Origin of the sequence: Sporolactobacillus kofuensis (assembly GCF_024125425.1) — a bacterium.
Lineage (GTDB): Bacteria > Bacillota > Bacilli > Bacillales > Sporolactobacillaceae > Sporolactobacillus > Sporolactobacillus kofuensis.
The window spans coordinates 1-16,161 of sequence record NZ_JAMXWN010000018.1 but is presented as its reverse complement, the minus strand read 5'-3'; the positions used below and the strand labels follow the sequence as shown (position 1 = coordinate 16,161).

General features: G+C 41.9%; 12 protein-coding genes. 4 read left to right on the top strand and 8 right to left on the bottom strand.

Features of this window, described 5'->3' with window-relative positions:
- Positions 1 to 20: 20 nt before the first annotated feature.
- The 5 genes from NIE32_RS12670 to NIE32_RS12650 all read right to left on the bottom strand — a co-directional run bounded on the left by NIE32_RS12670 (position 21) and on the right by NIE32_RS12650 (position 8,982).
- Positions 21 to 518, bottom strand: coding sequence for a PTS sugar transporter subunit IIB (locus NIE32_RS12670; protein WP_253077265.1), 498 nt, complete (start codon positions 516 to 518; stop codon positions 21 to 23).
- A 278-nt stretch (positions 519 to 796) separates the two neighbouring features.
- Entirely contained in the window at positions 797 to 3,649 is a 2,853-nt protein-coding gene (locus tag NIE32_RS12665; RefSeq protein WP_253077264.1) for a sigma-54-dependent transcriptional regulator, read from the bottom strand.
- A gap of 278 nt (positions 3,650 to 3,927) precedes the next feature.
- On the bottom strand, positions 3,928 to 4,827 hold the full coding sequence (locus NIE32_RS12660; protein ID WP_290443617.1) for a DMT family transporter: 900 nt from the start codon (positions 4,825 to 4,827) through the stop codon (positions 3,928 to 3,930).
- A 153-nt stretch (positions 4,828 to 4,980) separates the two neighbouring features.
- On the bottom strand, positions 4,981 to 6,015 hold the full coding sequence (locus NIE32_RS12655; RefSeq protein ID WP_253077262.1) for an acyltransferase family protein: 1,035 nt from the start codon (positions 6,013 to 6,015) through the stop codon (positions 4,981 to 4,983).
- 612 nt (positions 6,016 to 6,627) lie between these two features.
- Positions 6,628 to 8,982 (bottom strand): immune inhibitor A domain-containing protein, encoded by a 2,355-nt coding sequence (locus tag NIE32_RS12650; RefSeq protein ID WP_253077261.1) that lies wholly within the window; start codon positions 8,980 to 8,982, stop codon positions 6,628 to 6,630.
- 510 nt (positions 8,983 to 9,492) lie between these two features.
- Here NIE32_RS12650 and NIE32_RS12645 point away from each other — a divergent pair.
- Positions 9,493 to 9,639 (top strand): hypothetical protein, encoded by a 147-nt coding sequence (locus NIE32_RS12645; protein ID WP_253077260.1) that lies wholly within the window; start codon positions 9,493 to 9,495, stop codon positions 9,637 to 9,639.
- 360 nt (positions 9,640 to 9,999) lie between these two features.
- Here the strand turns inward: NIE32_RS12645 and NIE32_RS12640 are convergent, their stop codons facing one another.
- Together NIE32_RS12640 and NIE32_RS12635 are read right to left on the bottom strand one after the other, a co-directional pair.
- Positions 10,000 to 10,869, bottom strand: a complete 870-nt coding sequence (locus tag NIE32_RS12640) for a DMT family transporter (RefSeq protein ID WP_253077259.1) — start codon at positions 10,867 to 10,869, stop codon at positions 10,000 to 10,002.
- Positions 10,870 to 11,130: 261 nt separating this feature from the next.
- A complete protein-coding gene (locus NIE32_RS12635; RefSeq protein ID WP_253077258.1) occupies positions 11,131 to 11,457 on the bottom strand; it encodes a DsrE family protein in 327 nt (108 codons plus the stop codon).
- 533 nt (positions 11,458 to 11,990) lie between these two features.
- On the opposite strand from NIE32_RS12635, the gene NIE32_RS12630 reads away from it, so the two are divergent.
- The 3 genes from NIE32_RS12630 to NIE32_RS12620 all read left to right on the top strand — a co-directional run bounded on the left by NIE32_RS12630 (position 11,991) and on the right by NIE32_RS12620 (position 14,958).
- A complete protein-coding gene (locus NIE32_RS12630; protein WP_253077257.1) occupies positions 11,991 to 13,232 on the top strand; it encodes an MFS transporter in 1,242 nt (413 codons plus the stop codon).
- A gap of 375 nt (positions 13,233 to 13,607) precedes the next feature.
- Entirely contained in the window at positions 13,608 to 14,429 is an 822-nt protein-coding gene (locus tag NIE32_RS12625) for a protein rep (RefSeq protein ID WP_253077256.1), read from the top strand.
- 109 nt (positions 14,430 to 14,538) lie between these two features.
- A complete protein-coding gene (locus tag NIE32_RS12620) occupies positions 14,539 to 14,958 on the top strand; it encodes a hypothetical protein (protein ID WP_253077255.1) in 420 nt (139 codons plus the stop codon).
- Between the two features lie 93 nt (positions 14,959 to 15,051).
- Here NIE32_RS12620 and NIE32_RS12615 read toward each other — a convergent pair whose 3' ends face one another.
- On the bottom strand, positions 15,052 to 15,660 hold the full coding sequence (locus NIE32_RS12615) for a hypothetical protein (RefSeq protein WP_253077254.1): 609 nt from the start codon (positions 15,658 to 15,660) through the stop codon (positions 15,052 to 15,054).
- Positions 15,661 to 16,161: the final 501 nt, after the last annotated feature.

Here is a 16,161-nt window from a genome sequence, read left to right as displayed (position 1 = left end):
GATTGTAAAAATTATTTGATCTACACCAAACCTTTTTCGGAAAGCGACTTCCAAAGATTTTTTGAACTATCACTGGAAACCTTGCGGACATCAAGCTTAATCCCATGCGCGTGAAACCACTTGAACGCCTCCACATCAGCCGCATTAACCGCGATCGCATCAGTAACCATGACACGTGTGGTGTCAAAACTAATCGCACCAATATTGATCGAGTCCACCTTTATACCGCCTTGGACAATACATCTTGCGTCAACTGCGTTCTCAACCAGAATCATCGGTTTTAAAACATTAAAACGCGGATCATGATAGATTCTGATCATTTTCTCCAACGTGACGACATGCGTCCTTATCCCAGGAGGCGCAGCTTGCACGATCAATGTCTTGCGTGTCCGATCATGCGCCACACGATCGGATACAACTAAGATGCGATTCACATGGATGGCTTTCGCCCAATTCGTCGTCACTTGACCATGTAGTAAACGACTATCAATACGTAATAAGCGAACATCCATCGTCATGACCTTCCACCTTCTTTTCCAGTGAGACCAAACAACCCATATACCCTCCATTTTTTGTTGAGTGAGCGTCACCCCTGAGCAGCAAGCATTCGGAATTTCCAAGTTCGCGGTAACGTTTTCATAATATAGATTTCAAACCACGAATAGAAACACCTCAAAGAATACCTACACCACACTACAAGCAACTTTCATGCCAACTTTTGTGTATCACAAAAAAGATCTGAAATAACAAGATTTTTTCACAATTAAAAAAAAGAAATGACACACTTAGCTGTGTATCATTTCTTTTGTGTATCACTTTTTTCTATTTCTGTATTAAATAGTTCGACGATGTAATACACTTCGGCATCTGAAAGCTCGATATTAATCCGGTCATGCAAAACTTTATTTGCCTGTTTCACAATCGGATACAGTTTTTCCGATTTTACTTTAGCTAGTCGATCATCCGCTACAGTCATTTCTGAGCGTGTCAGATAACGCTCAACAGCTCCTGCCATATGCATAATCAAACTCACTTTGAAGGCATTAGACATAGTGAAATGACTGTGCTGCTGGATGTAATCGCAATAATTCCACAATATTCTTGTGATTTTTGCGGGATTAATGAAGGTAAAGTACTGCCCCAAATAGTTCTGACTCATTTCTTCCGTTAATAACTCCGAATGTTCCAGAGCCTCTGCTTCACGTACTGTATGATTGTTTAATTCTTCGATCAGACTGACAAAGCTCTCGCCTCCACCTTGCAATAAGTTTTCCAATGAAACGAAGGGAACAGCAAGTTGGGGGTTCACAACACCGGTCGTGGCTACGATTTGATAGTTTTGTTGGATCTGAGTAATTTGTTCTTTCATTCTTACAACAGAAACGGTGATCACTGTAATATCATCTATTAGATTGTCTATCAATATTTTATCTAAAAGCTCTTTAATTCTCTGAGCGGTTCCTTCACCCGTCGAACAAATCGCTATAATGGCCTTTTCTCTTTGATCTGATCTTTTCTGCACATTATTCTTTTTCATCTGGGCCTTATTAATCGTTCGTGAATAGCCATTAAATTCTCGCAATTCTCGATACACGGTTTCCAGATCACTATCAATCAGTGCTGTTTTACGTGCTGCTTCAAGCACCATTGCGGTCGTCACCATATCGATCGTTTTGACATGAATATTCGTTTTCTCGGTCAATTTGCTACTGAATGTGCTCAGTGACCCCATATCAACCAAGAGTAAAACCCCGTTGCCCTGATCGATCGTTTTTGCTTGTAATGCAATGCCGTCCAACGCAACTTTAGGACTCATTTCAAGCGGCATATCATAGGCGGCGATATTATCCACAGACAGTAGTTGCGAAACCACTTGTACCATCGAGGATGCGGTACTGTTTCCATGGGCCGCCACAACGATGCCTACTTTGCCGGTTTTAGGTTCTGATTTTAACGAGACTAAAAGAATCGCCATATAATACACTTCAGATTCAGGAACTGGAAAATGATAATGCTCCTCGATCAATACTTTAACGTGCTCCGCAATCTTGAGCTCCTCCGGATAATCATGGACCATTGAAATCAAATCAGAGGAAATCGTGCGCAGCGGTTTTCCGGACTGGACCCGCTTAATAAAAGAACTGATGTGTAAACTCATTGCGTAAATGAAGCTATCTCTAACCGGATAATTCTCTCTTTCCAGAAGCATGAGCTGAATCTGCTTGGTTAGGTCAATAATCTCTTGATCCACAATTTCATTCAAACTGTTGAACGTCTTTTCCAGATTCCCTTGCCGATAAAAAGATTTTAAATGCAGATTAATATCCGTCATTATGAAGTTATTGATCGCTGTTTGATCCAATCCTTCGTCTTTCAGTAGCGTCGCCTTATCGCCAATAATTTCATACAAATTATAAGGCAGTTCATAACTATCCATGTCGGGGAGGCCGCGCTTCGCATTGGGCTTGATCACCATCGTCGGTTCCAACAAACGACTCAAGTTCCCCAGTTCTTTCCGATCACCAGCCAAATTGGAAAGTCCATCTTTGATATTTGGCGGCAACTGGCCAAACAGTAGGGTGATTTCATTTTTATCTTGCATGCTATTCAAAAAACCTTGGGCACACACTAATTGAATATTTGATTTCAACTGGCCAACATTACCGTATGTGACACTGCCCAGCAAAGCTTGAACGACATCTTCATTCAAACGAATATTTTTATGTATCCGATTCGCTTCAAGCGTTAATAATTGTTCGAGTAATTGCAATTTTTCACGTGCGCTTCTTTGCTTAAAGTCCGGCAGCTGAATGATGACAGGGATACGGCGGACAAAAGTCTGAAGCAATGCACTTTCCGGATCTTCAGTGGTTGCGTACACAAGTCTGACATCCGCATGATGCACTTTAGTCGTTTCGCCTAATCGGCTGTATGTACCATGGTCCATAAAATAGAAAATCATTTCTTGCCCCTCAGGCGGTAGGCGATGGACTTCATCCAGAAAAAGCATACCGCCGTCAGCTTCCTGAATCAGACCATCTTTATCACTATTGGCACCAGTAAAAGCGCCCTTAACGTAGCCAAACAAATGCGACATTAATAACTGCGGATTGTGCGCATAATCCGCACAATTGAATGTGGTAAATCCCTTTTTGGAGATGATCTCTTTATCCAATGCGAAATGATACATTTTATTCGCAAAGTACGTCTTACCGGATCCTGTTGGCCCAATGATCAGTGTATTCAAACCATGTGGCGGATAAAGCAACGCTGCTTTGGCCTGCTCGACTTGACTCTTTAGGCTATCACGACTGCCGATCATATTCTCAAAAGCATCCACTTCGTTCTTCTGTGTTGTATCTTTCTCACTGATCCTTTGATCACGGATACGCGCAGATCCTGCAAAGCCGATGTTAGGCTTCTGCTGCATCTTCACTTCACGTTTTCCGACTGTATGATTTACGAAATAAAGAATGGGGCGACCTTTTGTCTTCTTAATTCTTCCCTCTCTGACAAGCTGATTTAACTCCTTGCTCACATTCGGGCGAAGCACACCAATCGCATCGGAGATTTCGCTCGTTGTCACACCTTGAGCCATACTAAGTGCGTGTTTTTCCAGATATTCAATTACTTTTTCACGCCGTGTCATAATATGCTCTCCTTTTACTCTATTACGTATCGCTAGTGTATCACAAGTCTGAAATGTAAGCGAGTTCATTATCTTAATAAAAGAGATATTTAGCGCACCGTTCCGCCTGTGTCACCGATTAGTCATAAAGTTCTGTCTTTTAACTTACAAGTTTCCCGTAATGAGTACGGGAAACTTTTCTAGAACATGTAAAACTATTAAGCAGCTATTCGCAATGTGAACATATGTGTGCGCGCACTGGTAGGAAGCGTCATGATCCAATAGCGTATCGAAAATCCTTACGTATCAAGAAGATTATTTTTTTTCGGAGACACTCGGGTCCGATTACTGTAAATGGTAAGTAGAGATCCTGCCAATAGAATTAGGATACCAGCGATTAGATTAACGGTTATTTTTTCCGACAGAATCAAGAATGCTAATAACGGAGCCAGACCCGGTTTTATAAAAAAAGGAATAGATGCCATGGACACGTTCGACGACTCTATAATCATGAAATAAAGTGCAAACGCAGCGGCACTGTTTCCAACACCAGCAAGAAGCAGGAGTGGTACGTTTCCCCAAGAAATTCCTGCTAATATTGGAATATCACTAAATTCTCTTAATGCGGGAACGCCCGAGAAGGCGTTAACGATTGGCTGAAGATACGTGAGTAACATCAGTGCAAGTAACTCTAGACTGCCGATCAGGAGCGAAAAGCCGGTGATCGCCAATCCATCCAGACCGGTACGAATGCTCACCCAGCGAGAAATCATGCTGTAGATGGAGAAGGCAACTGCACTCAGTAAAGAAAATGTAATACCAAGCGGTTCTGTCAAATTGGCAGGATTTACGATCACAAGTAATCCAATAATAGAGAGAATGATTGAAATCAAGGTCAGCTTGGACAATTTTTCTTTTAACAGCAAAAATGAAAACACTAAGGTAAACACAGGATTGCAGCTGAACAATACGGCAACGGTAGAGGCCTTCGCATGATCAACCGCCAGTTGGAACAAAATCATTCCAATGACAACCACTACAAATCCATTAACCGACAGGAGAACCCAGTCTTTTGATCGTAGGATAATGTTTTTCTTGTGCATGGAAATCAGAGCAGCGGGCAGTAACACCAATCCGCCGATGATGAAACGGAGAAACGTGATCTGCACTGGATCGAACGTATCTCCTGCTATTTTCAAGATGTTCCAGCGAGCTGATCAAAAAACTGGCTAAGAACATATAAATAATAATTTCGGAGTAATTCATTATATCTTAATATTCAGTTACTTCATTTTAAAAAGTTTCCCGCATCAAGTGCGGGAAGCTTTTCTCTAAGCATGTAAACGTAGTGATTAGCCATTTGCGAACTGTTTGGGAATATGATGCAACGTAAACAAATGCTTGAATCGTTCCCAAAGGACAATGGCAAGAATGGGGAGTACTAAACCTACAAGAACTTTGATCACCCAATGATCAGGTAAGTTCATCAACCCAGGAAGATCAAACAGCGCACGATGACAGAACATGATGATCATCGTGTGGCGTCCCAAGAGAAGAAGCCAATGAAGATATTTGACCCCACTTAGCCATTGTGAAAATAATATGATGCCTAAACATAGCAATAAAGGCGCAATTAAAGCCAACCCTGTATGATTTAAATTATCGGATTTCAAGTAGAGTGTGAAATTAATTTCTCCATTAAATTGATCACGGAAAAGAATGAGATAAAAGATACCAATCGCCAGAAGTGTCATATAGTTATGCTGACTGGCTTTGAGCAAACGGAATCCATAATACCCCGCGAGCATATACGTTGTCGTAATCAATACAACCTGGGCATCCCAAGGAAAATAGGGATGGCCTAAGAACGATGGCTGCTGGTGAACGGTGCCAATTGCAAACATCGATAGACTGATCACCCATTGTACGAATACTGAAGGTACCCAAGTAATCAAAATCATGACGACAATCAACGTCAGAAGATACACATTAATAAACCAAAAAATACTTAAATAATTATTCAGAGCGCGCCCACCATAGAGTAGCCGAACAAAATAAAAACCCGTATAGGACCACGACTGATGGCGAACAAAATGACTGGCAAGGATTAGAATGCTGCCGATCAAAAAGTATGAAACAAGCAATGGTCTACACCGACGTACCAAGAAATGACGTACTGCTTCCCAATTATGGGCAAGTGGCTTTAAGAAAAACCCGCCGATGATAAAGAAAAGCGGCATGTGCCACCAATAAATCGCATCGTAGGTAACATCAAATAAATGCACATTTCTTTCTGAATCAATCGCATGTCCAAAGACAACAGCAATGATTCCGAGCGCCTTCACCATGTCAACCCAAGTAATCCGTTGTTTGGTAGAAGTTCCCAATGAAAACTCACCTTCCTAAATCAATCCACCAGTAATTTTCTCTAGATGCGCCTCATTCATTAAAATCAAGAGGCAAGAAAAAAGAGTTGAAGCCAAAAAAAGCCAGCACGTGATCAGTCCGTGCTTCGCTCCGCGCGTATTTTTCTGATTTCACTTTTTGCCGTTATACCTCGTTTAAAATCGCCTCCAAAAAGGCATGCCGTTATGAAAAGCCCAAACTACTGCCCCATAGTTCACACATAAATTATAAGTCCAAAGCTCATTTTACTGCTGCTGGAAATGTTATACTATTACATTTTCATTACTTATTTGTTAATGCTATGTATCAATAATGAACCATTTGATCTGAGCCTATTTTGCATCGATTATGCTTCGATCGCTCGCGATGATCAGTCTCTAATATTATCGACTCCGGTCGTTGTTACAGACGAATTGGTCGTGCTCTTTTCCCTACTAAAAGTAGCTCCCCCCTTTTTATTCAGACGCGCAAAAAAAGGACGCGCTCATCTAATTATCGATGAGCGTGTCCTTTTATAAGACCATTGCTGAGCCACTCGCTTTTCGAATCATTCGAGGGTGAACCCGAATTCGGGCAGCCCCTTCATTGACTTTTTATTTGTAAAGCAGGACCTTGCCGACCGTGCCGTCAGCACTCTGCCCAACAACACGCGCCTTCAGACCAAGCTTTGGAATGTTTCGTCCGGCATCAGGAAGCGATGCGCCACTGTAATCCGCGCGGTCATCAAAGAGCGGATTGCGCTGAGTAAAGTTATCTTTTAAGGATGATCTGTCAATCGCTGAATAGTCAAGGAACATTTTATTCGACTTATCCAAACTAAATGCCGCATCATTCAACTGATAGCGTGATGACCCAAGAGCGCCAGTGCTCCATTTGTTGACATGCTGATCGGCATCAACCACGCCGAGATAGCCGTCGCCAGGGTGGACGCCGGTCCAGTTTTCACTGTACGCATCATCCACATACCAAACCACGAGGCCCGGATCGTAGCTCATGAGACTCGCGCCACGACGAATGTGTGCCAATCCTTCATCAACACCGTTATGTGAGCGCCATTCAAGCAGATAATAGTTTTTCGATTTGAACTTTCCTTGATCCTTTTTAAAACCATTCAGTGTAAAGGAAGGTGTGCCTTCCGCATCATCGGTCACGATCGCATTGCCATCCGCAGTCACTTTGATGTCATCGACATAGAACCCTGGTTGTGCGACCGCAACGTCTGTCCAATAGTTGAAGGACAAGTCGATTTTCTGACCCGTATAAGCGGACAGATCAAAGGTTGCATCAACCCAACCGTTGGAATCTCCGGTTATCCCATTCCCCGGATTCTGCTCGTTCGGATCGTTTGTGGTCGTGATGCTTCCCGGAATTGATTTCCCGTTCACTTGTACCGATGCGTAATCCCAGTCTTGCTCAATGCTGTACCAGGTTTTAAAAGTCAGTTTTGCATCCGTTACATTGGTCAGATCAATTGTTTTCGTCATTGATTGATCGAGGTCATCACCGCTGCCGCTGAAGTATTCATAGCTTCCGCTTGTCGGTGTGTTCACAACCGTTTCTTTGTCCGGGAGATCAATACGTACCGCATCATTGTTCGTTCCCTTGGTTGCTGCTTCATCGAGAAGAACTTCCGTACCCTTTGAGGTAATATCCGAAGCGTTAATCGTTGTTCCGCTCAACCAATTCCCGCCATGGGCATTCTGCAAATATTGCTTCGCATAAGGGCTGAATCCGGAAGGTTCCGTCCCCGGAATTTTTCCTGCCCAGCTACCGGCGGACATAATCGACCAGTATTCAATCGGCTCACCGGCACCGGAATAGATCGTATCGTATTCATCAGGAAGTCCAAGATCGTGACCAAACTCATGAGAGAATACACCGGCTGCGCCATCTTCTGGTTCAATAGTGTAGTCGTAAGCGCCAAGCAGACCGCCGAAACGGTCGCTGTTTGATGTTCCACCCGGTACCGCTACTAAGCCACCAAGGTTCCAGCGATGCGACCAGATCGCATCAGCACCTAATTTACCACCGCCGGCTTCTTCACCCACACCTGAGTGGATCACCATGAGATGATCAATGATGCCATCGGGTTCGTTATACACACCGTCGCCATCATAATCATCACGATCCCAAACATCATAATCACTGAGGTTGATGTTCGGATCTTGTCCGGCCTTTTTCAGCGCTTCATAAATTAATTGACGCGGGCGCTGGTCACTGTCGGTTGCCGGATCATTGCCGCCATAATAGGCAGCCGGATGATCCGCTGTGTACCAGCCAGCGACCGTCCCATCAACCGTATAACTTCCGCCCGACTGCTGTTCATAGAACTGCTTCATCGAGACAAGATTCTCACCATTCGGTCCCTTATAACCGTTTTTACCGAAAATCATATCTTGAAAATGCTGGTGGCTGTAGTCCGGATAATACATATCGGTTTCAGACGGATCAATCGTACTCTTCGGATCGTCCGGGAAGTCAATGGCGAGCACAAGAACCTTATCCTTTCGAACAGCACCATCATAGCTTTCTTTATTAATCGGATCCACTTGATTCTTCTTCGCTTGCCCAAGCTTGTTTCCCTTACCACTTTTCAGACTATCATTCACCGCATTCTCCGATGACTTAAAACCGGCAATGCTTTTCGGAAGCTTATCCTTCGTTCCCTTTTTCGCTCCCTCAGCTTTTGCTTTTAAATACGTTTGCAAAGCTTTTTCAGCATCGGATTGGCTCGCATTTTTCGCAATTTTTCCTTCATGCTTCAACATCGCAATCAGTTTTTCATCATTGGCAATCCCAGGATCGAACAACGCTCCGGCTTTCCTTGTTTCTTTAACCGGGTCCGATGCATAGTCAGACTCTTCAGGTGTGGTGAATCCTGACAAACCTAAAGAGCTTAGGCCGATAATTGCTGCGACTGCTGCAGCGGTAAACTTTCTTCGTTTCAAAAACAATTCCCCCTAGATCTATTATTTTCTTACTTGTTCAATAATTTAGTTTAATTTCTCATTTATGCATGAAAATTCCTCTATTTTATCAATAAATTGGTATAATGTCCCAGATGATTTTTTTACAATATGTCTGAAGTATGATTCATCCGACAAAATCAGCGCCACAGCGACAAACAACTCTATGTCAAAATGACTAGATGAGCATCACGCGCTTGAGTTCGATTAAAGTCAAAAAAACTGCCATGCGATCTTACTTCGCAGAGCAGCTTATCGAGCAATCTTATTCTATTAATGAAAAAGGCTGTTCCCGATAACCTATTGAACGGCAAAGATGAATGTTCATGGACAATGAGCGAAGGGTATTACATACCTTGACGAACTCTGAAAGATACCTAAGCGTGACACATCAACGACGTCCACTCTATGGGTGTCTTTGCTAAAATGAGATGATGGGTTTCGGTGAAATCCCCAACTAGGCGAAGCAAAAAAACATACGAGGCGATCCCTATGTCTAATTTCGGTTTGTTAGGCTTTATCTTTGGCTGCTTTGCATTTGCATACGCCGTAAGCAATAGTACACATATTGAAAAAAAGTATAGGGATCTTGAGCAACGTGTTAAAGAACTGGAAGAGAAAGAAAATAGCTTTAGTTAGCTAAGTCATCATCAAGAGATGATGACTCTGGCTTGAAAAAATATATCAGTCATTTCTCCGATTTTATCGATCACTTCTGAATTTTTATCGATCATTTTAAAAAATATATCGGTCGTTTTCAAAAAAATATCGATCACTTTCGAAAATATATCAGTCATTTCACCTTTGTCAGTCACGCGTGTAGAAATACGCTTGAACGGGGCACCAATTTTTTGATCACTTGATTACTTTTCTCACCTATCCATTTCCTTCACGATCAAACTTTGCAATCGCATGATTATATAGAAAACTGTTCTTGGGTGCGAATCACCAAGAACAGTCATTTTTTAGTCGATCAATTTTTAATTTTACCACCCGGACTTATTCCCTGATCACGAATAGAACACCACAAAGAACTAAAGCGGTCCCGATCCAGAATGTTCCTCCAATACGTTCACCTAATAGTAGCCACCCAAGGAATGTGCCCATTATGGGTTGGAAAAAGAAAAACAGCCCGCCACTTGAAGCGTTTAACAACTGCAATCCACGATTCCACAGTAAGAATCCGCAAGCTGTTGAAACAATTCCTAAGTATAAAACACCACCCCATATTGTCGGATGCATCAATTGAGAGAGTCTCAATTCATCTAAATGCCCCAATACAAAAGGAGTGAGTATAATTACGGCAACTAGAATGGAATAGTTCGTTACTTCAATTGAAGAATAGTCTTTCGGAACGCGCTTTATCAGAACAGACATAAGTGCCCATGTCAAAGCTGCAATCAGGAGAAAAACTCCGCCGATCTGATTGGACAAGTTTACATGACCGTTGCCAACAATAAGCAGTACGCCTATGGTGGCCAAGCAAACAGATACCACTTTTTTCACATTGAGACGTTCTTTAAGGAGCAGACGGGAAAAAACAACCATAAATGCCGGTGTTGCGGACGTGATAATTGCCCCCATTTGTGCCGAAGAATACATGGTGCCAAATTCTTGAGTAACAATTGAAAGGGTATTACCAATGATCCCAATGAGAGTGACTAAGAAAAAATCCCGTTTCCGCATCCTCCATGATTGTTTCGTGATTAAACTAATGATCAGTAACGAAATAAAAGCCACACAATATCTCATCCAAACGAGTTCAATGGGTGGGATTACCGCGACAACAACTTTAACAACGACATACATGCCGCCCCAGATACTAGCGGCCAGAGCTAAATAGAGTGAACCGAGCCATGTATTTTTCAACTTTAATACCCTCCGTTTTTAAAATCAGGTCTAAACGCCTTAACGGAGAAAAGCAGCTACCCACTCCATTAAGGGCGGAGCAGTGCTACTGGTACATCCTTTTCAAAAAGCGGAGTGCGTACCATGTGTTTCACCTCGATCTCAGGTCATTTTCTCCAAGTATAACAGATAAGTATTCTATGATTTTATTCGTTTGGCAGATTTGTTTCCTGCACATTAGGGGCACCTGCGCAACAAGAACTAGAAAATGAACTGGCTTCTTTACGGCTTAATGTATGCGTAACCGCTGCTTTGCTTTTTCACTAATTCCGCAATTCCTGCTGGAACAACAGATACAAATTCAGGAAGATCCTCTTTCAGGATATGCTGCGCGTTTAAGGCATTCTGGCAGGCAACGAACTGAACGCCTTGATTATTTAGATTTCGCATCTGATCGTTGAATGCTCCATGCTGATAGTTTTTGACAGCGGCTGCATTCGCCAGCACTTCAATTTCAGTGTCCATACGTTCTGCTCGGAGATTTTTTACATTGCCAAGCAGGAGCGGCCACTTTTCTTCTTCGTCGATATGGAAAATGACAGGATACATCGTTCCGATCTCCTTCTCGCTTATCTTTTTCATACGATTCTTTATCTATCGTTGGCGAAATGTCAGACCTAACGGATCACTCGTACATTTGCTTTTGTATCTTTTCTATGATCACTCTCTGATAAACCGGGTCCGTTAGAAAATGTTTGACATCCCGTCTTTTACTTAATTCCTTATCGATACATGTAAATTTGTTGTTCGTTAAGTTCCATCGTATGGTAAAGTCTTCTGAATGATCTTCTGTAAACTCGGTTCTAAATTTTAATTTCACGTATTCCTTTTTTGAATCTACCCACTCCCAGGCTTGGAACTGGGTGTAGTAAAAATACTCATCCATAAAATTCACCCCGATTTAATCTGATTAAATTGCTGCAAACTACGCATGAGTCCAAATTTTATAAAACTGACTTCATCAAATTCGATTCATATTCTGGATGAAAAACCATGGAACATGTTATAACACAAATGAGGTCTACTTTATTATTTTACCGAACTGGGTTAATTTCTACTATATATAGAGCAGGGTGCATCTTATGAATTTCAAAACTTTACCGAGAAACTCTCCGAAACAATTATGGTCAAAGAATCTTGTTGTCCTTTGGTTTGGTGTTTTTATGACAGGAATGGGTTTGAGTGAGATCATGCCGTTTCTCTCACTATTTATTGGTGAGTTAGGTTCCTATAACAAGCAGCAAACGACTTTCTATACAGGAATCGTATTTGCTGTATCCTTTTTGATGATGGCTTTAGTTTCACCGCTTTGGGGAAGATTGGCCGACAAAAAAGGTAGAAAATTAATGTTGCTTCGCGCATCATTCGGGATGGCCGTGGCATTTTTTCTCATGGGGTTTGTGACAAACGTGTGGGAGCTCATGCTCCTTAGAGCTGTTCAAGGCGCCTTTGGCGGCTATGTTTCGAATTCAAATGCATTAATCGCTTCTCAAACGCCAAAAAGGCATGCCGGGCGTGCACTGAGTATCTTAGTTACCGGTATTACTGCCGGAACATTATTAGGTCCTCTATTAGGAGGCATTCTCGCCGGGCTATTTTCCTATCGGCTGGCATTCCATATTACTGGAATCATCATGTTTTCAGTCTTTATCTTTACCTATTTTTTCGTTAAAGAAGGTTCAGGGGAACATAAATCAACCTTAACCGCTCATGCATCAGCAACGCCCATTGGCATACGTGCTATTCTCAAGAATCATTTTCTTTTCATTTTAATTTCAACAACCCTGTTTGTCCAAGTAGTGACTATGTCAATCAATCCCATTCTAAGTTTATTTGTAAAAGAACTCGTGAATCCGAACAGTACGAGCTCAATCACCTTTATCGCAGGCGTTGTTGCAGCGATGCCTGGGATTTCAACAGTCATCGCAGCACCAATGTTTGGCAGATTAGGCGATCGAATAGGGACTCAAAAATTACTTATCTTTGGATTTATCTTTGCTTCAATCATTTTTTTCCTAACATCATTTGTTACAAGTATTCTTCCACTCATTCTATTAAGATTTCTTACCGGAATATCAGATGCGGCGATGTTACCCTCTGTTCAGACTCTGTTGTCCAAAAATACATCAGCAGAACATACAAGCATTGTATTTTCCTACAATCAAAGTTTTCAATCGATTGGTAGTGTCTTAGGGCCAATTACCGGATCAGTGATCGCATCCATTTTTGCCTATCAAGGGATTTTTATCTTTAGTGGTGCATTGATGTTAGTGAACCTTATCTTCTTTTGGGCAGTAACGACAAAAAATAGGCGTTATCGTTGAGAGAACGATGAGTCTAGACGTGAGAAAGCAAGCTGGGATTTTACTTTATATATGTCAAGTTTTTCTCGGTTGGGGCTTTCGGTGCCCGATTGCCGGGGCGATCCGTAGGCCTCTTCATACATGCAAGTTATCTGCGGGGTTTCATTTTGCTCGCAATCATCAGGACCGATCCCGCAGGCGTCTCGCACCACGCCATTCTCAACCGATACTATTTTTCAGCACATGATCCCTTCGAGAAACTTTTTACACATACAACAGAAAGATCTTCTGGAAGTTTTTGCAGGAAAAAAGAAGGTTAACGAGAAAATAGCTGAATATATGCAAGGTCGCCTAAGTTCTCGTGCTTGGGATTATTTTAAGGATTGTAACACGTACATGGAGCTGATCACTACGGCTGATAAAAAGCACAAGAAACAGGTCTATGGGAATACATGCAAGAATCGGTTCTGCCCGGTCTGTATGTATCGGAAGGCACTCAAAGACGCTATGAAACTCAGTGTGATGATGGTTGCGATCGTGCAGGAAGAAAGCAAGGAATTTATTTTTCTGACGTTAACGATACCGAACGTAGCGGGGGCAGAGTTGCCTCATGCGCTTGATTTAATAAATGCTTCGTTTAAGCGAATGAAGGAGAAAAAACGGGTTAGTGCCGTAGTTAAAGGGTTTGTGAAGAAGATCGAGGTCACCCACAACGCAAAGACAGGCATGTTTCATCCTCATTTGCATGTATTGATTGCGGTGAATCGGAGCTATTTTACTAATCGGACTTACATAAGCCATGAAGAATGGCTTGATCTATGGCGGAAAGCCACACGAATGACAGGCGTGACGGAAGAAGGAACGGATGAGATCACGCAGGTCAATGTCCAAAAGGTGAAGAACAGCCGTGCACCACTAGAAATGTCAAAGTATGTCAGCAAGGATTTGGTTGACATTGATGTGGACGAGCATGTCTTTGACTATTATTATGGGGCGCTGAAGGGGCGACGTTTGATTGGCTATAATGGGGTGTTCCTCGAGTATTCCAAGAAGTTTGATGCGGATGAATTGGACAAGTACAAGGCTCAGGACACTAATGTCTATGTTCTGTTCTGTACGTCGAGTTGGATAAAGGGCAGCTACACAGAGAATTATTCCGAGATGTCGGTGGAGCAAATGAAGCAGTGGAATAGCGGTCATAAGATCGTCAGAGATTGAGGGCGCAAACGCTGCGCCTGCACTTGCGCAAACAGGGTGCAAACATGCGCATGCACAAGCGCAAACACCGCATAAATACTGAATTTTGACCATGAGAGGGGTTGGCAGCGTGGCAATGACGGAAGAAGAAGAAAAGAAGGAATTGCGGCGCGCACAAAGCGCCTTTCGAACAGCAAAAACTTACGTTAATCGGTACGGAGATCCTGAAGGATTGAGAGAGCTGAAATCGCTCATTGAAGAAAAACTTGGGGAAGCGCCGGCAGAAGAAAAAGAAGTTCCAAGAGAAGAACAGCTTGTGGAAAAGGAATTACATAGTGTGCGTCAAGAATTGGCGGCGTTGCGTGATGCGCAGCAAACTGCATCGGATCAGGTTTCAAATACTGCGGCGGAACTGGCGGCGATGCGTAAGACGCAGCTTAGCCAAGGTAAGAAGATTGAAGAAGCGGCAGACGCTCCGGCTATTGCTGGCGGTGCGATTGCAACGACGATAGTTATAGCGGTGATCTTTTTCATCAAGTCATTTTTTTGATGGAAAAGAAAAAGAGCCACCCTTTGAAAAGCATTGGGCAGGCTCTTTTTCTCCTATATCTAAAATATTTTAATAGAGCTTAACTAAGCATTTTTATTTGATTCGTTTATCCATACCAAAATAGGATTCTGTTTTAATAAGATGGGTTCTTGCTGAATTACTATACGTTTTGAGTACCATCTTGACATATACATTACTATAATCGTAATCGTAATAATGGTATGTCGTATAATACACTGTTTTAGGTGGTTTATGGAAAGTATTAAATGCAGCGGGTACCATAACTGATATAATTCCTTTGTAAAGAGCCGATACCGGCAGACGAAGAACGGGAACAGACGCAGCTAATATTTGTTTAGTGAACTCACCGATGGTATCAGTTGTTTTGGAATTACCGTTGTATTTATCAATCAATTTCCAATTATGACCGTAATCATTTCCTACAGGAACAGCAATTAATGTGTGAAATTTCCCCAAACTACTTGAATCAGAATCACTCGTGTCACCATCAACAACTATATATTTGTCCTTTGCTATTTCCTCTCTTGTGGGTTCCGAATTATAATGTTTAAAAACAACGTTACTATTTTCGGTTGAACTGTCAGCTGATGGACTTTTCGCATGTGCACTTGAAAGATTGTAAAAAGAAAATATAGGTACTATTAACAAAAACGCAAAGGTAATACTCACAAATCGTTTCAAACCAATCAACTCCCTATATTAATTTATAAATAAATGGAATAACCATATAAGATAAGCTATCCTGCTTAAATCCAAAGGAGAAATTATGAAAAAAAATCTAGAAAAAATCAATATTTTACTTATTTCATTAGTAGTTATACTAGCAATCGCAAATAGATCAGTCGGTAAAAATCAGATATTGACTATTGTAATAGGAGTACTATTATTCTTATCTATACTTACAGGAATAATAGTTTACAGGAGTAAAAAATCAGTTGTATTAGTATTTGTGGCCATATTTTTATTGATAATATTGGCTATATTGGGATTCTAATTTGAAATTACGCTCTTCAATTATAAGACAATCAACCACGCATGAATCCGTATTTTTCGTGCGGTATCGCGTATTGGAACGCGATATGTTTATGAATGTCACCAAAGAGCGGGTCATTGCACTTGATTGCTTGATTTCCTCGCATACTCGGGCAATGCCTGTGTGATAAAAAAAAAGAACCTTCCCTT